General features: G+C 63.4%; 16 protein-coding genes and 5 tRNA genes. 7 read left to right on the top strand and 14 right to left on the bottom strand.

Translation table 11 applies throughout. The annotated features are described in order from the left end of the window. The first annotated feature begins 27 nt into the window (after positions 1–27). Positions 28–834, top strand: a complete 807-nt coding sequence (thiD, locus tag G3O01_RS18835; protein WP_205806640.1) for a bifunctional hydroxymethylpyrimidine kinase/phosphomethylpyrimidine kinase — start codon at positions 28–30, stop codon at positions 832–834. Positions 835–851: 17 nt separating this feature from the next. Here the strand turns inward: thiD and G3O01_RS18830 are convergent, their stop codons facing one another. The 4 genes from G3O01_RS18830 to tsaB are packed head-to-tail and all read right to left on the bottom strand — an operon-like array spanning position 852 to position 4,129. Further along, a complete protein-coding gene (locus G3O01_RS18830) occupies positions 852–1,835 on the bottom strand; it encodes a DUF1853 family protein (RefSeq protein WP_205806639.1) in 984 nt (327 codons plus the stop codon). After that, positions 1,832–2,872, bottom strand: a complete 1,041-nt coding sequence (locus tag G3O01_RS18825) for a uracil-DNA glycosylase (RefSeq protein WP_205806638.1) — start codon at positions 2,870–2,872, stop codon at positions 1,832–1,834. The genes G3O01_RS18830 and G3O01_RS18825 overlap by 4 nt, the downstream gene beginning before the upstream one ends. Continuing rightward, positions 2,859–3,353 (bottom strand): ribosomal protein S18-alanine N-acetyltransferase, encoded by a 495-nt coding sequence (gene rimI / locus G3O01_RS18820; RefSeq protein WP_205806637.1) that lies wholly within the window; start codon positions 3,351–3,353, stop codon positions 2,859–2,861. The genes G3O01_RS18825 and rimI overlap by 14 nt, the downstream gene beginning before the upstream one ends. Further along, positions 3,350–4,129 (bottom strand): tRNA (adenosine(37)-N6)-threonylcarbamoyltransferase complex dimerization subunit type 1 TsaB, encoded by a 780-nt coding sequence (gene tsaB / locus G3O01_RS18815; RefSeq protein WP_205806636.1) that lies wholly within the window; start codon positions 4,127–4,129, stop codon positions 3,350–3,352. Before tsaB ends, rimI begins: the two co-directional genes overlap by 4 nt. Before the next feature lie 170 nt (positions 4,130–4,299). On the opposite strand from tsaB, the gene G3O01_RS18810 reads away from it, so the two are divergent. The 3 genes from G3O01_RS18810 (at position 4,300) to aceA (ending at position 8,352) form a co-directional block, all read left to right on the top strand. Next, complete coding sequence (locus G3O01_RS18810; protein WP_205806635.1) at positions 4,300–4,569, top strand: acyl-CoA-binding protein; 270 nt, start codon at positions 4,300–4,302, stop codon at positions 4,567–4,569. 424 nt (positions 4,570–4,993) lie between these two features. Continuing rightward, positions 4,994–6,670: a DEAD/DEAH box helicase gene (locus tag G3O01_RS18805; protein WP_205806634.1), complete on the top strand. Its 1,677-nt coding sequence runs from the start codon at positions 4,994–4,996 to the stop codon at positions 6,668–6,670. Between the two features lie 374 nt (positions 6,671–7,044). Further along, positions 7,045–8,352 (top strand): isocitrate lyase, encoded by a 1,308-nt coding sequence (aceA, locus tag G3O01_RS18800; protein WP_205806633.1) that lies wholly within the window; start codon positions 7,045–7,047, stop codon positions 8,350–8,352. Positions 8,353–8,628: 276 nt separating this feature from the next. Here aceA and G3O01_RS18795 read toward each other — a convergent pair whose 3' ends face one another. Both G3O01_RS18795 and G3O01_RS18790 read right to left on the bottom strand, forming a co-directional pair. After that, positions 8,629–9,063 (bottom strand): universal stress protein, encoded by a 435-nt coding sequence (locus tag G3O01_RS18795; protein ID WP_054926640.1) that lies wholly within the window; start codon positions 9,061–9,063, stop codon positions 8,629–8,631. 231 nt (positions 9,064–9,294) lie between these two features. After that, the gene (locus G3O01_RS18790; RefSeq protein WP_205806665.1) at positions 9,295–10,197 is read right to left on the bottom strand and encodes a LysR family transcriptional regulator; all 903 of its coding nucleotides are present in this window, start codon (positions 10,195–10,197) and stop codon (positions 9,295–9,297) included. Positions 10,198–10,350: 153 nt separating this feature from the next. On the opposite strand from G3O01_RS18790, the gene G3O01_RS18785 reads away from it, so the two are divergent. Next, entirely contained in the window at positions 10,351–11,139 is a 789-nt protein-coding gene (locus G3O01_RS18785) for a haloacid dehalogenase type II (protein ID WP_205806632.1), read from the top strand. 88 nt (positions 11,140–11,227) lie between these two features. Further along, complete coding sequence (aceB, locus tag G3O01_RS18780) at positions 11,228–12,820, top strand: malate synthase A (protein WP_205806631.1); 1,593 nt, start codon at positions 11,228–11,230, stop codon at positions 12,818–12,820. Between the two features lie 81 nt (positions 12,821–12,901). Here the strand turns inward: aceB and G3O01_RS18775 are convergent, their stop codons facing one another. Then, a complete protein-coding gene (locus tag G3O01_RS18775; protein WP_205806630.1) occupies positions 12,902–13,309 on the bottom strand; it encodes a gamma-glutamylcyclotransferase family protein in 408 nt (135 codons plus the stop codon). Positions 13,310–13,357: 48 nt separating this feature from the next. After that, the gene (rraA, locus tag G3O01_RS18770) at positions 13,358–13,852 is read right to left on the bottom strand and encodes a ribonuclease E activity regulator RraA (RefSeq protein WP_205806629.1); all 495 of its coding nucleotides are present in this window, start codon (positions 13,850–13,852) and stop codon (positions 13,358–13,360) included. 206 nt (positions 13,853–14,058) lie between these two features. Between rraA and G3O01_RS18765 the strand changes: the two genes are divergently transcribed. Beyond that, positions 14,059–14,892 carry a helix-turn-helix transcriptional regulator gene (locus G3O01_RS18765; RefSeq protein WP_205806664.1) on the top strand — a complete coding sequence of 278 codons (834 nt, stop codon included), beginning with the start codon at positions 14,059–14,061 and terminating at the stop codon, positions 14,890–14,892. Between the two features lie 46 nt (positions 14,893–14,938). On the opposite strand, the gene G3O01_RS18760 is transcribed toward G3O01_RS18765, so the two are convergent. From G3O01_RS18760 to G3O01_RS18735, 6 genes are all read right to left on the bottom strand, one after another. Continuing rightward, on the bottom strand, positions 14,939–15,403 hold the full coding sequence (locus G3O01_RS18760; protein ID WP_205806628.1) for a GNAT family N-acetyltransferase: 465 nt from the start codon (positions 15,401–15,403) through the stop codon (positions 14,939–14,941). 175 nt (positions 15,404–15,578) lie between these two features. Then, positions 15,579–15,655, bottom strand: a tRNA-Asp gene (locus tag G3O01_RS18755). Between the two features lie 78 nt (positions 15,656–15,733). Beyond that, positions 15,734–15,809: transfer RNA gene (locus G3O01_RS18750), tRNA-Glu, on the bottom strand. A gap of 66 nt (positions 15,810–15,875) precedes the next feature. Then, positions 15,876–15,952, bottom strand: a tRNA-Asp gene (locus tag G3O01_RS18745). Positions 15,953–16,030: 78 nt separating this feature from the next. Further along, positions 16,031–16,106: transfer RNA gene (locus G3O01_RS18740), tRNA-Glu, on the bottom strand. A 144-nt stretch (positions 16,107–16,250) separates the two neighbouring features. After that, positions 16,251–16,326: transfer RNA gene (locus G3O01_RS18735), tRNA-Ala, on the bottom strand. Between the last annotated feature and the right edge of the window lie 43 nt (positions 16,327–16,369).

Raw genomic sequence — 16,369 nt, 5'->3', positions numbered from 1 at the left:
GGCTATCCAGGCTCTCCAGGTTTTCTCATGACCCGACCGATTCCCAACGTCCTGACGATCGCCGGTTCCGATTCCGGCGGCGGCGCCGGCATTCAGGCCGACCTCAAGGCTTTCTCGGCGCTCGGCGCGTACGGCGCGAGCGTGATCACCGCGTTGACGGCTCAGAACACACGCGGCGTGACGGCGATTCACACGCCTGACCCCGGCTTCATTACCGCGCAACTGGACGCCGTGTTCGACGATATCCGCATCGACGCCGTGAAAATCGGCATGCTGGCCAACGCGGGTATCGTGCGCGCCGTCGCCGATGCGCTGCGCCGTCACAAGCCGCAGCACGTGGTGCTCGATACCGTGATGATCTCGAAGAGCAATCACGCGCTGCTCGCGCCCGAAGCCGTCGACGCCGTGCGCAGCGAACTGCTGCCGCTCGCCGATCTGCTGACGCCGAATCTGCCGGAAGCGGCCGCGCTGCTCGGTACATCGAGCGCCAACGACGAAGCCGCGATGGTCGATCAGGGCGAAGCGCTCCGCAAGCTGGGCGCGCGCGCGGTGCTGATGAAAGGCGGCCACCTCGCCGCCGCCGACAGCCCCGACTGGCTGATTCAGGACAGCGGCACGATGCGCCTCGCCGCACCGCGCGTGCCTGTCAAGAATACGCACGGCACGGGCTGCTCGCTGTCGTCGGCGATTGCCGCGCTGATTCCGCAACGCGACGACCTCGCAAGCGCCGTCGCCGATGCGAAGATCTGGCTCACGGGCGCGCTCGAACAGAGCGACCGGCTCGACGTCGGTCAGGGCGTCGGGCCAGTGCATCATTTCTATCGGTGGTGGTGAGCGAGCGTCTCACCTCGCTATGACGGGCGTGCCGCCTCGCGGGCAAATGCCTGCGCCCTTTCGGGCCAGCCGTCCGGAACGATGAAGCCACGCGAGCGTTCGATCCAGACGCCGTCACCCTGCTCGACAAACGCGGCCACCATCGTCGGCCCTGTCTGCCCCGCGAGTTGCTGCGCGAGCGCATCCGCGGTCACGAAACTCGCCGCGCGATGTGCGTCACGCACGCGCGGCGCGAGCCATTCGAGCCTCGGCAACAGCATCCACGCATCCGCATGACGGCCGGAAAATTCCGGCCAGTCGGCACGCGTCGACCACCAGCCGCGTCCATGCGCCGGATCGATTTCGACGGGATCGCGTTCGGCGACACCATTGCGGTAGAACAGCCAGCCTTTGACGAACATCTGCGGCTCCCACGGCCCGCGATGTCCCAACGACGCAAACTCTTCGCGGGCGCTTAGCGGCAGTTGATGATCGAGCAGATGCGCGCGTTTGAGATCGAAGCGATCCTGCAGATTCGGGCCAACATAGTCAGCCAGTTCGCCCCGGCCATTGCCTGCGTGCAGGAAACATTTGACGGCCAGTTCCCAGTGCAGCCGCCTGCCCGCTCTCGTCTCCACCAGGAAATCACACTCCCCCAGCGTGACGCCCGCGCGGCGCAGCGGCACGTTCGCCGCAATCAGGCGCGCCGCAGGACCCTGTTTCAGGAACCATGCGAGCAGGCACTCGGCGTAACGCCCCAGACGCGTGACGCGCGCCGCGGCGATATGGTCATGCAACTCGGCGGGATCCGCATCCTGGCCTTCCAGCCAGTCCATCGCCGCAGCGGCTTCATCCGGCGATTCGAACGGCGTCGCGAGCACGCCGCGTGGCGGTTGCGCGCGCAACAGATCGGGACTGAACAGCAACCACGCGATGTCGCGCACAGCCGGATCGACGAGCGCACCCAGCCGGGCCGCTGACGGCGCCTCGAACGAAGCGGTCGGCCCGGCATCCTCGCTCATTTCGCCTCGTCCCCTTCTTGTCCTTGCGCGGCGGCGTTGCGCCAGGTGTCACGGGCAAGGCACAGGTCCTGCCAGGACTTCGCCTTGTCGCCGAGACTGCGCAGCAGGTACGCGGGATGGTAGGTGACGATCACCGGCACGCCTTCATATTCATGCACGCGTCCGCGCAGCGACGAAATGCTCGCTTCCGTTTTCAGCAGGCTTTGCGCGGCGAAGCGGCCAAGCGCGACGATCAGCTTCGGCTTCACGAGCGCGACCTGGCGCTGCAGATACGGCTCGCAGCGCGCGACTTCGTCCGGTTCCGGATTGCGGTTGCCGGGCGGCCGGCACTTGATCACGTTAGCGATATACACGTTCGTGCCGCGCGCGAGATCGAGCGCGCCCAACATGTTGTCGAGCAGCTTGCCCGCCTGGCCGACGAACGGCTCGCCCTGTTTGTCCTCGTTCTCGCCGGGCGCTTCGCCGATCAGCATCCAGTCCGCTTCACGATCACCGACACCGAATACCGTGTTAGTGCGGCGCTCGCACAGACGGCAGCGCTCGCACGCCGAGACGCGGGCTTCGAGCGCGGTCCAGTCGAGCGTGTCGATAGCCGGTTGTGCCGGGCGGTCTGGTTTCGCTTCGATGTCCATCGAAGGTGACAGCGGTTCGCCAGGAAGATCGTCGAACCAGGCGAAGTCGTCGTCGCTGGCGGGTGGTGTTGCGTCGGCTGCGGGAACGGGTGCGGCAGCGCTGCGCGCTTCGCGTGCATCTTCAGCGCGAGCGTCGGCGCGCGCGACAGGTTCGGATGCGGGTTCGTCGACGTCACGCGCCGGTGCCACTTGAGCGGGCACATCGGTGGCAACGGTTACCCGAGCACGAACGGGTGCGTTTGCGTCGTCGTGCGATACAGCAGGCGCGCGCGGCGCTTCACTCGCTACCGCCTCAACAGCGCTGTCGCCCACCGTCGCTTCAACAGACGCGCTCTGCGCCATCCCGCGACGCACCCACATCGGCGCGAGGCCGAGTTCTTCCAGCGCGGATTCATGCAGCGCCATCTGCGCCCTCCTTCGTAAAACTGAAACGCATCACGATGGCGTCCTCCCGGCTGCGATGCCGCGCCGGATAATAGTTCTTGCGACGGCCAATCGACGCAAATCCAAAGCGCTCATACAGCTTGATCGCGCGATGGTTCGACGGCCGCACTTCGAGCAGCATCCCCGCGAGCTTTTCGCCGTGCGTAATGCGCACGGCTTCGCGCAACAGCGAGAGGCCCGCACCTGCATGCTGCGCCGCGGGCGCGACGCACAGATTCAGCAGATGCATCTCATCGACGACGGGCATCAGCACGCAATAGCCGATCAGCGTGCCCGTCACATGCCGCAGGCACACCCCGAAGTAGCCGTTACGCAGCGAATCTTCGAAGTTGCCCCGGCTCCAGGGGAATTCATAAGCGAGCTTTTCGACGACGGCGACCTCGTCGAGATCGCCCTCCGTCATCGGCGACATGTAGCGGTCCGCCAGCAGCACGCCACTCATCGCGCGCCCTCGCCTTGCGCGGCCCTGGCGGCCATGCGCTCTTCCGTGGTCTGCGCCACCTTGTCGCGGATGTACTCGGGCGCCGCCTGATCGGCGGGCAGCGTGCGGCCCGCGCGGAACGCCCGCAGCGCGGCGTACGCAACGGGCAGCGCGTGAGGCACGGCTTCGCGATCGACACTGCGCGCCGCCGATGCCGCTTTCAGACGATCGCCGAAAGCCCCGGCCGCGTTACCCGCGAGTGTGAACGGCTCGTCCGGCAGCGCGAGCGCATCGGGCGCACCCAACGACGCGGGATGAACCGTGCGCCATTCGCCTTCGACCTCATCCCATGCAAAGTCGGCCCAATAGACTTCGTCCATGCGGGCGTCCAGCGCGGCCAGCACACGCGTCGCCGACGGATCGCGCAACCGCGCGCTTTCGGCGCAAGCGAGCAAGGTACCGATCGGCACCACCGGGCAATCCAGGCCAAACGCAAGTCCCTGAGCGACGCCCGTCGCAGTACGCAAACCGGTGAACGAGCCGGGACCGGAACCGAACGCGATCGCGTCGCAATCGGCGAGCGCAAGGCCCGCTTCGTTGAACACTTCGCGAATGGCGGGGAGAAGCCGCGTGCTGGAGACGGCACCCGTCGCTTCGTGGCGCGACCACACGCGCGGTTGGGGAGCAGGCGCGCCCGCTTCGGCCGGCGATGCGTCGTCGGCGGATTCGGCGGACAAAAGTGCGACCGAGCAGAATTCGGTCGAAGTATCGAGGGCAAGCAGCACGGTTTTCGTCATGACCGCTATTGTAATGCGGCACCCTGCGTCGCCGGATGCGAACAAAACCCAACCTGTGCCCAGGTGCGCCCCCCTGCGTTTGGAAGAATCGCTCCAGCCTCGCCTGTCCGCGCGTGATGTATCGCTTGTTATGATCGACGCCCTATCTCGAATCAGGCATGGAGGAACGGATGAGCGACGTGGATGATCTTTTCGCCAGGGCACAGGACGACGTGAAGCAACTGCCGGAGCGTCCGGGCAACCTCACGCTGCTGCGCCTGTACGCGCTCTTCAAACAGGCCACCGACGGCGACGTGCACGGCGACAAGCCGGGCTTCACCGACATCGTCGGCAAATACAAATACGACGCGTGGGCCGCGCTGCAAGGCACGGCACCGGAAACGGCTCGTCAGCAGTATGTCGAACTGGTCGAATCGCTGAAAAACGGGACGGCGGCCTGATAGCGACGCATTCCGAAGCGCGACTGAAATGCGCATTCTTCGGATGAATCAGTCGCCTTCAATCGGAAAGTTCTTAACGGTGGCGCGGTGCAACAAAATTCGATATAATGCAGGCTGCGCTTCACCGTTTCTGCCCGCCCCTTCCCGGCGGCGTTGGCGGAAAAAGCGCCTCGTAGCGTTTTGCTCCAATCCAGTTTAGAACCTGTCCCCTCCTGCAAGGCCCCACGGGCCGTCAAGTCCAGGCTGGCGGCAAGCCACTTCCGGCCTGTCGCATTCGATACAGCTTCTAACGAGAAACTCGCCTTTATTGTCGCGAGTTGCCCCCGTTTTTCGATTTGCTCGCTGCTGTTTTGCTCGCTGAATCCGACGACTTGGGTATGCCGATTGGCGCCGACGTTCTATTTCCCATGTTTCAAGGATTCTCATGACTTCGAGCAATACCACCAGCCCGCTGAACGCCATCGCCGATCAAGCCCTCGGTCTCGACACGCCGGAAACGGCCGTGCAAGCCACCGAAGTGACCGGCCCGACGTTCGCTGAGCTGGGTCTGTCGGCGGAAATCGTCTCCGCGCTGACGGCAGCCGGCTACAAAGCGCCGACGCCCGTGCAGCAGCGCGCGATTCCCGCTGGCATCGCCGGCCGCGACCTGCTGGTCTCGAGCCCGACCGGTTCGGGCAAGACCGCAGCGTTCATGCTGCCCGCCATCGAGCGCTTCGCACAACTGCAAAAGGCGCAAGCCAGCCAGCCGCGCGAGCCGCGTAACGACAGCAACGCCGGTGGCCGTGGCCGCCGTCCGATGCCCGTCGCGCGTCCGGGCCTGCTGGTCCTCACGCCGACCCGCGAACTGGCGATGCAGGTGACGACGGCAGCGTCGACGTACGGCAAGCACCTCAAGCGCCTGCGCACCGTCAGCATTCTGGGCGGCGTCGCCTATGGCCAGCAGCTGATGCTGCTCGCCAAGAACCCCGAAATTCTCGTCGCCACGCCGGGCCGTCTGCTCGACCACCTGGAGCGCGGCCGCATCGACCTGTCGCAACTGCAGATGCTCGTGCTCGACGAAGCCGACCGTATGCTGGACATGGGCTTCATCGACGACATCGAAACAATCGTCGCCGCAACGCCCGCAACGCGTCAGACGATGCTGTTCTCGGCTACGCTCGACGGCAAGATCGGCTCGCTGACGGGCCGCCTGCTGAAGGATCCGGAGCGTATCGAGATCCAGCAGCGCATCGAACAGCGCACGAACATCGCGCAGACGGTGCATTACGTCGACGACCGCGATCACAAGGATCGTCTGCTCGACCATCTGCTGCGTGCCGACGGCCTCGACCAGGCGATCGTCTTCACGGCGACCAAGAGCGACGCCGACATGCTGGCCGGCCGTCTTGCCGACGCAGGCTTCGAATCGGCTGCGCTGCACGGCGATCTGCCGCAAGGCGCGCGTAACCGCACGATCCGCGCACTGCGCGAGCGCCGTGTGCGCGTGCTGGTGGCCACCGACGTCGCGGCGCGCGGCATCGACATCCCCGGCATCACGCACGTGTTCAACTATGACCTGCCGAAGTTCGCGGAAGACTACGTGCACCGTATCGGCCGTACGGGCCGCGCGGGCCGTTCGGGCATCGCCGTGAGCCTCGTGCATCACGCCGAGCAAGGCGCGTTGAAGCGCATCGAACGCTTCGTGCGTTCGCCGCTGCCTGTGAACGTCGTGGAAGGCTTCGAGCCGCGCAAGGCGCCGCCGGCAAACGGTCGTGGCGGCTTCGGCGGCCGTGGCCGTCCGGGCGGCGGCAATGGTGGCCGACGCTTCGGCAGCGGCGGCGGCAAGCCGGGCTATGGTGGTTCGCGTGACGGCAACGGCAACGGTGGCGGCTATGGTTCGCGTGACGGCAATCGTGGCGGCTACGGCGCGCGCGAAGGCGGCAACAGCGAAGGTCGCAGCTGGGGCAACAAGCCGGCAGGCGGTTCGCGTGAAGGCGGCTTCGGCGGTGGCAACCGTGAAGGCGGCTACCGTGGCGGCAACCGCGAAGGCGGCTATTCGCGTGATGGCGGTTACGGCGCTCGCCGCAACGATGGCCCGCGCAACTCGCGTCGTGGCGACTAATACGTCCGGCGCAAGCTAGCCAAAAACCTGCTGCTTTCGAGAAAACCGGCGCTTCGGCGTCGGTTTTTTTTCGCCCCGCCTCAAATTTCACAATGCGAAAAATTTTTTTGCGTCGTAAAAAATCGTGTTGCGTGGCACAAAGAGCGCTGTTGCAACAGGGAAAATTTCATTTCTTATTGTGAAATAAAAGTTATAACGCGTTGAAAAACATAGAATAAAAATCATCGAAAAAGCCTTGGTAGCGCTTGTTACGTCAACAGCCTTTTGCCTAGACTCTTATATAAGACTTCGCGAAACGAAACGCTCGAAACAGCCTCGCTTCGCGGAAGCTATGAGTCCAGCGAACCCACGTTAAGGCAAATAAGGAGCACACCATGACGCGCAACGAACAGGCACAGCAGCTTCAGCAACAATGGGAATCGGACAGCCGCTGGAAGGGCATCAAGCGCGGCTACACGGCGGAAGACGTCGTGCGCCTGCGCGGTTCGGTGCAGCCTGAACACACGCTCCCGCGCCGCGGCGCTGAAAGACTCTGGACGGACATGCACGAACAGCCATTCGTCAACGCACTCGGCGCACTGACGGGCAACCAGGCGATGCAGCAGGTCAAGGCGGGCCTGAAGGCAATCTACCTGTCCGGCTGGCAAGTGGCAGGCGACGCCAACGTGGCAGGCGAAATGTACCCCGACCAGTCGCTGTATCCGGCGAATTCGGTGCCGCTCGTGGTTAAGCGCATCAACAACACGCTCACGCGCGCCGATCAAATTCAATGGTCGGAAGGCAAGAATCCCGGCGACGAAGGCTACATCGACTACTTTGCGCCGATCGTGGCCGACGCTGAGGCCGGTTTCGGCGGCGTGCTGAACGCGTTCGAACTGATGAAGGCGATGATCGAAGCCGGCGCGGCCGGTGTGCACTTCGAAGACCAGCTCGCTTCTGTGAAGAAGTGCGGCCACATGGGCGGCAAGGTGCTCGTGCCGACGCGCGAAAATGTCGCGAAGCTGTCGGCTGCGCGTCTGGCCGCCGACGTACTCGGCGTGCCGACCGTGCTGATCGCGCGCACCGACGCGGAAGCCGCTGACCTCATCACGTCCGACATCGACGACAACGACAAGCCGTTCCTGACGGGCGAGCGCACGGTGGAAGGCTTCTTCCGTACTAAGCCAGGTCTCGGGCAAGCCGTGTCGCGCGGTCTCGCGTATGCGCCGTACGCCGATCTGATCTGGTGCGAAACGGGCAAGCCGGACCTCGAGTACGCAAAGAGATTCGCCGAGGCGATCCACAAGGAATTCCCGGGCAAGATGCTGTCGTACAACTGCTCGCCGTCGTTCAACTGGAAGAAGAACCTCGACGACGCGACCATCGCGAAGTTCCAGAAGGAACTCGGCGCGATGGGCTACAAGTTCCAGTTCATCACGCTCGCCGGCTTCCACGCGCTGAACTACTCGATGTTCAACCTCGCACACGGCTACGCCCACCAGCAGATGAGCGCGTTCGTCGAACTGCAGCAGGCCGAGTTCGCCGCCGCCGAAAAGGGCTTCACAGCTGTGAAGCATCAGCGCGAAGTGGGTACGGGTTACTTCGACGCCGTGACGCAAACGGTCGAGCGCGACGCGTCGACGACGGCGCTGCACGGCTCGACAGAAGACGAACAGTTCTTCGATAACAAGAAGGTCGCCTGAGGCGTCTAACGTCGTCCGACGTCGACGGGTTCAGCGACAGAAAGATACGCGCCTTTCTCTCGCAGCAACGTGAAGAACGGTCCCGCAGAGGGCCGGTTTCGATAACTACCAGGAAGAACCATCGGGCGTCTGGCCATGACGCCCGATTCGTATGAGACGAACCTGAGAGACCCCAATATCAGGCGAGCCTTATCGGGCTTCCGCCTCTATGAAAGCGCGCGCCGGTGAAGCGCTGGTGCGCGTTCTTCAGACAGACCTTGCCGAAGCCGGCATCCCTCATCGATACACAATCACCGGAATTTTCGTATGCGTGAGCACGCGCTGCGTCTCGCTGCCGATCAGCAGACTGCCGAGTCCGCGCCGCCCATGCGACGCCATGAAGATCACGTCGCAACCACCCTGCTCGGCCGCTTCGATGATGCCCAGATACGGCGACGGATGCACGCTCGTCTGACTCGTGCATTGCACACCGGCGCCACGCGCCGCCTCCTCCACTTCCTGCAGATGCTGGCGTGCCTCGCGCTCGCTGCGGTCCTGAAAATCCACTGGCGGCTCGATCACGACTTCGGAGAACGGCGAATAAGGATATTGCGGCAGACACGCGTAGGCGGTCACGCGCGCGCCGACGGCCTGGGCGAGATCGATCGCGCCGTCGATCGCCTTTTTCGACAGGTCCGAACCATCGGTCGGAACGAGGATGTGCTTGAACATGGTGCCCTCCGTCGTCGACTGCAGGTGTGGAATGCGTACGCTTACGGTTCGCTGGGCCGTGTCTTTACGAACACGGACGCGAATGTCCGCAGGCGCGCGCAACCGCCTGCGCCGCAGCGGTCGAGAAGCCGCGCGGCGGGCTGTCAGAACGATTGTAGTGCGCCGAAAAGTCGCGCAAGCCGCGCGTGCGGGCATGTCCGCATATCGGAAACCCGCGCGCGGCCCGTGCCGTCAGCCCCAGTACACCGGGTCGCCGTAGGTGTGTTTGAGGAAATCGAGAAAGAGCCGCACCCGCAGCGGCAGATGCCGCCGTTGCGGAAATACCGCATGAATACCGATAGGCGGCGCGGCGAAATCGTCGAGCACGCTCACCAGCCGTCCCGCGGCGATGTCGGTGCCGACTTCCCACCACGAGCGCCACGCGAGTCCATGCCCTTCGAGGCACCACTCGTGCAGCACCGCGCCGTCCGAGCATTCCATCGTGCCCGAGACCTTGATCGTGACGACCTTTTCGCCCTGCTGGAATACCCAGCCGCGCTGCTGGTTCGCGCTCGCGCCGAGCGCGAGGCAATTGTGATGCGCGAGATCCGCGAGCGTCTGCGGCGCGGCACGATGCGCGAGATACGTGGGCGATGCGACGCACACACGCTTGTTCTCACCAAGTCTCAACGAGACGAGCGACGAATCGGGCAATTCGCCCAGACGGATCGCGCAGTCGAAGCCTTCGTTGACGAGATCGACCATGCGATCGGACAGATCGAGAGAAATCGACACGTCGGGATGCGCGACCGTGAACACCGGCACGAGCGGCGCGACATGGCGCCGCCCGAAACCCGCGGGCGCCGACACGCGCAGATGACCGCTCGCCTTCACGCCGCCCGCCGACACGCTCGCCTCGGCATTCTGCATATCGTGAATGACGCGCTGACAGTCTTCGAGAAACGCCGAGCCTTCGTAGGTCAGCGTGATGCGGCGCGTGGTGCGCACCAGCAGCTTGACGCCGAGACGTTCCTCGAGCGCGTCGATGCGCCGGCCGATGATCGCGGGCGCGACGCCTTCGGCCTGCGCTGCCGCCGACAGACTGCCGCGCGCCGCGACGGTCACGAAAGTCTCGATCTGCTTGAAGCGGTCCATCTGCGTATGAATGGGCGCGTCGAAACGCGCACGAATAGAAGGTTGCGCCAGATTAGGTTGATGAAAGTAAAAGATCAAGTGATCTTTACAGTCTTTTTTAGCACAAGGCGTCACGAATAAAATCGATCCTGACCTCTGAAGGAGCGCAAGGCAATGTCGGCCACAACGACACTCTTCCCCAAAGCTGTGATTTTCGACGCCTACGGCACGTTGTTCGACGTGCACTCCGTCGTCGCCGCCGCGGAGCAGATGTTTCCGGGCCACGGCGATGCGCTTTCGCAGTTGTGGCGGCAAAAACAGATCGAATACACGCAGTTGCGCACGGCCGCCGACCCGGCCGGCGCGCGCTACCAGCCGTTCTGGAACATCACGCTCGATGCGCTGCGTTTCTCCGCGCGCAAGCTCGGCCTCGTGTTGAACGCGGCCGGCGAAAAACGCCTGATGGACGAATACGCGTGCCTGTCCGCGTTTCCCGACGTGCTGCCCGCGCTGCGGCAGTTGCGCAGCATGCGCAGCGCGGCACGCAACGAACCCGTCGGACTCGCGATCCTGTCGAACGGCAATCCGCAGATGCTCGATACCGCAGTGAAAAGCGCGGGCATGTCAGGGCTGTTCGACCACGTGTTGTCGGTGGATGCCGTACGCGCATTCAAGCCGGCGCCGGCAACCTACGCGCTCGGCACCGAAGCGTTCGGCGCGACCGCGCGCGAGATCGTGTTCGTGTCGTCGAACGGCTGGGATGCGAGCGGCGCGAACTGGTTCGGCTACACGGTGTTCTGGCTCAACCGCCAGGGCGCGCCCGCCGAGGAACTGGGCGTCGCGCCGCACGGCACAGGCAGGAGCATGAGCGACCTGTTGACGTTTATCGAACACCCGGCGTCGTCCGGGAAAGCAGTCAGACCGGAGAAAAGCAGCCGCGCGCGCCACAGCCCTGGCGTGTAACGGTTGCTCTGTTCCCGATGAAGCATGGCAATTGCACCACTACGTATTGTTGAACCTGAAGTTGAAACTGACCGACCAAGGAGAAATCATGGCGAACACGTTGTCGCTCCCGCAGGGCATGAAAATCACCGGTGACATCAAGCCCGGCTTCGAAGCGATCCTGACGCCGCAAGCACTCGAACTCGTCGCCGCCCTGCACCGGACGTTCGAGCCGCGCCGCCAGCAATTGCTGAAAGCGCGCGAGGAACGCGTCAAGCGTCTCGACGCAGGCGAGCGCCCGGACTTCCTTGCCGAAACGAAGAGCATCCGCGAAGGCGACTGGACGATCGCGCCCCTGCCGCACGATCTGCAATGCCGGCGCGTCGAGATCACCGGCCCCGTCGATCGCAAGATGATCATCAACGCGCTGAACTCCGGCGCGGATTCGTACATGACCGACTTCGAGGATTCGAATGCGCCGAGCTGGGACAACCAGATCACCGGGCATATCAATTTGATGGAAGCCGTGCGCCGGACGATTTCACTGGAACAGAACGGCAAGTCGTACAAGCTGAATGACAAGGTTGCGACTCTGATCGTGCGTCCGCGCGGCTGGCATCTCGATGAGAAACACGTGACGGTCGACGGGCAACGCGTGTCGGGCGGCATCTTCGACTTCGCGCTCTTCCTGCATCACAACGCGAAGGAACAACTGTCGCGCGGCACGGCGCCCTACTTCTATCTGCCGAAGATGGAGAGCCACCTCGAAGCGCGACTTTGGAACGACATTTTCGTTGCCGCTCAGGAGGCGGTCGGCGTGCCGCGCGGCACGATTCGCGCGACGGTGCTGATCGAAACGATTCTGGCCGCGTTCGAAATGGATGAGATCCTGTACGAACTGCGCGAACACAGCTCGGGCCTGAACGCCGGACGTTGGGACTACATCTTTTCTGCGATCAAGAAGTTCAAGAACGACAAGGACTTCTGCCTTGCAGATCGTTCGCAGATCACGATGACGGTGCCGTTCATGCGCGCGTATGCGCTGCAATTGCTGAAGACCTGCCATCGCCGCAATGCGCCTGCGATTGGTGGCATGGCTGCGCTGATCCCCATCAAGAACGATCCAGCCGCGAACGACAAGGCCATGGCCGGCGTACGCTCGGACAAGGCGCGTGACGCAACGGATGGCTACGACGGCGGATGGGTCGCGCACCCGGGTCTCGTGCCCATCGCGATGGAAGAGTTCGTGAAGGTACTCGGCGACAAGCCGAACCAGATCGGCAAGCAGCGCGACGACGTGCAGGTGACGGGCAAGGATCTGCTCGACTTCCGTCCGGAAGCGCCCATTACCGAGGCCGGCCTGCGCAACAACATCAACGTCGGCATTCACTACCTGGGCTCGTGGCTCGCGGGCAATGGTTGCGTGCCCATCCACAACCTGATGGAAGATGCGGCAACGGCCGAAATCTCGCGTTCGCAGGTATGGCAGTGGATTCGCTCGCCGAAGGGCAAGCTCGACGATGACCGCAAGGTGACGGCCGAACTCGTGCGTGAACTGTCCGCTCAGGAACTCGACAAGGTGAAGGCTGCGATCACGGGCGACACGAAGCCTTATGAGCGCGCTGCGCAGATCTTCAGCGAGATGTCGACGTCGGAGAACTTCACTGACTTCCTGACGCTGCCGCTTTACGAAGAACTCTGAGCAACGCGATTGCTCTACGGTTGACCGACCGGGATGGCCTGGCGGGCGTCATGCCTGCTGGGCCATTTTTTTGCACCGTGCTCAGCGCCCGTTCGTGCGCCGGTGCGCGACCCAATCGCCGCCATGAATTTCGGGCAGCCCTTTGACGGCGTCGCGCTGTACTGGGTAATAGCGGCAGGTCACGCGCGCGCCTTCGACGTCGACGGTCACTTCGCGCGGCATGAAAAGACCTTCAACGCCCGGATAGACCTCTTCGATTTCATCGAGCACGGCAACCAGATCATCGTCGATCTCATAGACGTCGCCGCGTACGTGGATGCCTGCGTCGTCAGGCACGAGGCCTGGATACGCGCCGAAATCGAACAGGCGGCCACGCAACGTGGCTGCACCGACGAGTGTCGGCGCCGCGATATCGTTACGCGCTGCCGCAGCGCCGATATCGTTGATCTCACCGGCACGCAAGGTGCCATATACAAAAACGTTCTGCATCAGTCCACTACCCTCCGTCTACTTCCGGTTCTCTATTCTCGCGAGCCGTCAGACCAGCGGCGCGCTCGCCACCAGCACGCCGTCACTGTCGGCATAAATCCACTCGCCCGGCCGCACGACCGAGCCGGGCAAGCGTACAGGCAAATCGCGCTCTCCGCCGCCACGCTTCTGGCTGCGCTGCGGATGCGTCGCGAGCGCGACGATGCCGAGATTACATTCGTTCAGTTCCAGCGTATCGCGCACGCAGCCGAACACGACAATACCCGCCCAGCCACTTTTCTCGGCGATCCTGGCCAGGTTGCCGCCGATCAGCGCGCAACGGCGACTGCCGCCGCCATCGACGACCAGCACGCGGCCCGCGCCCTTTTCTTCCAGGGTGGCAAGCACCAGCGTGTTGTCCTCGAATACCTTGATCGTCACCGCCTCGCCGCCAAAACGCGACGCACGGCCGAAACGGCTGAACACAGGATCGAAGACGCGCAACGTGCCTGCGTCCAGCTGGTCTTCGTGCGCGTCGCACAGATCCGCAGTGGCAAAGTTCATCGGCTTCTCTCCCTCGGCGAAACGAATCCGGTGCATTATGCCGCGCCATTTCCGCGATGTCGCATCGTCCGTTCGGCCAATGTGCGGACGGCGCGGACGACCCTACAATGACACTCGTCATGCGGCAGATTCACTGCTGCGCAACCCGTTATGTTATGACCGAAGCCGCCCGTTCCACATCGCCTGCACCGAAAGCGCCGCCCGAAATGTCGACGCGCGTCGATTTCGCGGACATTCCGCCCGAGTTCGCGCCCACGCCGGTACACCCTATCCGCGTGCGCTCGCGGCCAATGCCAGCGGGCGTGCGTATCGCCCGGCACACGCATGCGTGGGCTCAGGTCGCGTATGCATCGCGCGGCGTGCTGCGCGTGGGCACGTTCGGCACGACGTGGATGGTGCCGCCGTCGCGGGCAATCTGGGTGCCCCCGTATGTGCTGCACGAGGTGACCATCGTCGAAGAGGCGTTTTTGCGCACGCTGTATGTGAACGAGACGGTCGTGCCGCCGGGACTGGATGCGTGCCGCGTCGTCGAAGTGTCGGGGTTGTTGCGCGAAGTCATTGCTTCGCTAGATACACCCGGCTTGCCACCTGAGCGTGAGCGACTGCTGGGCTCGCTGGCGCTCGATGAAATCACCCGCTCGCAGCCGTTGCCGCTATCCGTGCCGATGCCGACGGAAAAGCGTCTGCGCTCGTTGTGCGAAGCGGTGCTCGCCGATCCCGCCAATGCAGATCCGCTGGAACGATGGGCGTCGACGGTTGGTGCGAGCACGCGCACGATCGCGCGGCTATTCCGGCAGGAACTGGGTGTGAGCTTTTCGCAATGGCGGCAGCAGGCCGTACTGGCCCGCGCGATTCCATTGCTCAGCCAGGGGCGGCCGTTGTCGCATGTTGCGCGGGAGCTGGGCTATCAGAGTCAGAGCGCGTTTTCCGCGATGTTCCGGCGCGCGTTCGGCGAAAGTCCGCGCGCGTTCATGGTTCGCGGCGCGGAACACAGGCACGACGAGCCCGAACGGGATGATGAGGAAGACGACGCGGGTTGATGAGGCTTGCTGCGTGTCGCGAGCAGCACCCATGTACACGGCACGCTCAGACGCGCCGCGCCATATGCCGGATCGAGCCAAGTTGCGCGAGCCGCGGGCCCGCGAGCCGATAGCCCATCCGTTGATAGAGACGCGCCGCCGGGTTGTCGACGAATACGCGTAGTTGCAGTTCAGTGAGACCGCGCGCCCGCGCCCAACGGTGCGACGTGTTCAGCAGATACGTGCCCGCGCCGCGCCGCCGATGACCTTCGGCGATCTGCACATCACGGATATGCAGCGAGTCGCCCTCTTCGGTGATACGCAACACGCCGATCCGTTCGCCGTCCACTTCGAGGATGAAATTCTCCGACTCGCGCCAGCTCGCGAGGAACAGGTCGCTGCGCCAGACGAGATGATGCCGGCGGTAGTAGCCGCCCATGTTGTTGCGCGTGAGCGCCTCGGCGAACTGGAAGTCGTCCATGCTGGCCTTGCGCAAATGGAAGGGAGATGGATCGTCGGTCGGGTCGAGCATCGCGCTGAGGACGAAAGAGTCGGTCCGCTCAACGTTAAGACACGCGGCGCGCGCTGGCAATGGCTGTTTGCCCCACAGCGGCGCATGAGTGATCCGCGACGCTCGCGCAAGTGACCAGTAAGTGGGAAGCGCAAAACAAAAAGCCCGCTGACAACTCAGCGGGCTTCCTATTTTCTGGCGGAGCGGACGGGACTCGAACCCGCGACCCCCGGCGTGACAGGCCGGTATTCTAACCGACTGAACTACCGCTCCAGTCTTGCTACCTGACTTGCGAGCGTCGGTTAGATCTCTCGCAAGCGCATTACCTGAATCTCAAGTAACGCCAGTATCTGGCGTCCCCTAGGGGATTCGAACCCCTGTACTCACCGTGAAAGGGTGATGTCCTAGGCCTCTAGACGAAGGGGACAACGTACTTCACATCTTACTGCTTACACCTTTAACGAAAAAGCCCGCTCACCGAACGGGCTTAATCTGGCGGAGTGGACGGGACTCGAACCCGCGACCCCCGGCGTGACAGGCCGGTATTCTAACCGACTGAACTACCACTCCAGTCTTGCTACCCAACTTGCGAGCGCCGGTTAGATCTCTCGCAAGCGCATTACCTGAATCTCAAGTAACGCCAGTATTTGGCGTCCCCTAGGGGATTCGAACCCCTGTACTCACCGTGAAAGGGTGATGTCCTAGGCCTCTAGACGAAGGGGACATAATCTTTTCAGATCTGTCTCGCTCTTGCTGCCAACCTCATTCATCAGCAGCGAAGACCGCTATTCTAACTGCTTTACAACCGTTTGTGAAGTCTTTTTTTCTACAACTTCCAGCTAACCGGAAGAACTTCACTCTGCTCTGATGGTGGAGGTAAGCGGGATCGAACCGCTGACCTCTTGCATGCCATGCAAGCGCTCTCCCAGCTGAGCTATACCCCCTTGCAGAACAGAAGCGAGATTGTAGTGAGCAAATTTCGCTTTG

Origin of the sequence: Burkholderia sp. Ac-20365 (assembly GCF_017104715.1) — a bacterium.
Classification (GTDB): Bacteria; Pseudomonadota; Gammaproteobacteria; order Burkholderiales; family Burkholderiaceae; genus Paraburkholderia.
This window is presented reverse-complemented; position numbering and strand designations above follow the sequence as displayed.

Bases quoted from the DNA above. Each gene is read 5' to 3' on its own strand.
- thiD (WP_205806640.1), top strand. From the start codon at position 28: ATGACCCGACCGATTCCCAACGTCCTGACGATCGCCGGTTCCGATTCC.
- G3O01_RS18830 (WP_205806639.1), bottom strand. From the start codon at position 1,835: ATGAGCGAGGATGCCGGGCCGACCGCTTCGTTCGAGGCGCCGTCAGCG.
- G3O01_RS18825 (WP_205806638.1), bottom strand. From the start codon at position 2,872: ATGGCGCTGCATGAATCCGCGCTGGAAGAACTCGGCCTCGCGCCGATG.
- rimI (WP_205806637.1), bottom strand. From the start codon at position 3,353: ATGAGTGGCGTGCTGCTGGCGGACCGCTACATGTCGCCGATGACGGAG.
- tsaB (WP_205806636.1), bottom strand. From the start codon at position 4,129: ATGACGAAAACCGTGCTGCTTGCCCTCGATACTTCGACCGAATTCTGC.
- G3O01_RS18810 (WP_205806635.1), top strand. From the start codon at position 4,300: ATGAGCGACGTGGATGATCTTTTCGCCAGGGCACAGGACGACGTGAAG.
- G3O01_RS18805 (WP_205806634.1), top strand. From the start codon at position 4,994: ATGACTTCGAGCAATACCACCAGCCCGCTGAACGCCATCGCCGATCAA.
- aceA (WP_205806633.1), top strand. From the start codon at position 7,045: ATGACGCGCAACGAACAGGCACAGCAGCTTCAGCAACAATGGGAATCG.
- G3O01_RS18795 (WP_054926640.1), bottom strand. From the start codon at position 9,063: ATGTTCAAGCACATCCTCGTTCCGACCGATGGTTCGGACCTGTCGAAA.
- G3O01_RS18790 (WP_205806665.1), bottom strand. From the start codon at position 10,197: ATGGACCGCTTCAAGCAGATCGAGACTTTCGTGACCGTCGCGGCGCGC.
- G3O01_RS18785 (WP_205806632.1), top strand. From the start codon at position 10,351: ATGTCGGCCACAACGACACTCTTCCCCAAAGCTGTGATTTTCGACGCC.
- aceB (WP_205806631.1), top strand. From the start codon at position 11,228: ATGGCGAACACGTTGTCGCTCCCGCAGGGCATGAAAATCACCGGTGAC.
- G3O01_RS18775 (WP_205806630.1), bottom strand. From the start codon at position 13,309: ATGCAGAACGTTTTTGTATATGGCACCTTGCGTGCCGGTGAGATCAAC.
- rraA (WP_205806629.1), bottom strand. From the start codon at position 13,852: ATGAACTTTGCCACTGCGGATCTGTGCGACGCGCACGAAGACCAGCTG.
- G3O01_RS18765 (WP_205806664.1), top strand. From the start codon at position 14,059: ATGTCGACGCGCGTCGATTTCGCGGACATTCCGCCCGAGTTCGCGCCC.
- G3O01_RS18760 (WP_205806628.1), bottom strand. From the start codon at position 15,403: ATGCTCGACCCGACCGACGATCCATCTCCCTTCCATTTGCGCAAGGCC.